Annotated in this window: 1 pseudogene; it reads right to left on the reverse strand. The window is 56.5% G+C overall.

From position 1 onward, the window contains the following. Positions 1 to 216, reverse strand: a pseudogene (locus tag ACW9IR_RS30365) (LysR family transcriptional regulator); the annotation flags it as partial.

Genomic DNA, 216 nt, shown 5'->3' on the forward strand with positions numbered 1-216 from the left:
GTTCAAAACGTCCACCGACCTCCACCTGTACGCTCCCTGCTTCACTGGTGAGCGTCCAGCGGTCAGAACCGGAGCCGCGCATTCTGAGGCATTCATGATTGATGAGTTGGGCAGGTTGCTCCGGCTCCCCGGACAGTTCGAGATACCTGGGGGATGCGTAAAAACCACGCTTCATACTCGCCAACTTGCGGGCAATCAGGTTTGAATTCGGTGGTT

The sequence above is a fragment of the Pseudomonas sp. SDT291_1_S447 genome, assembly GCF_054070155.1.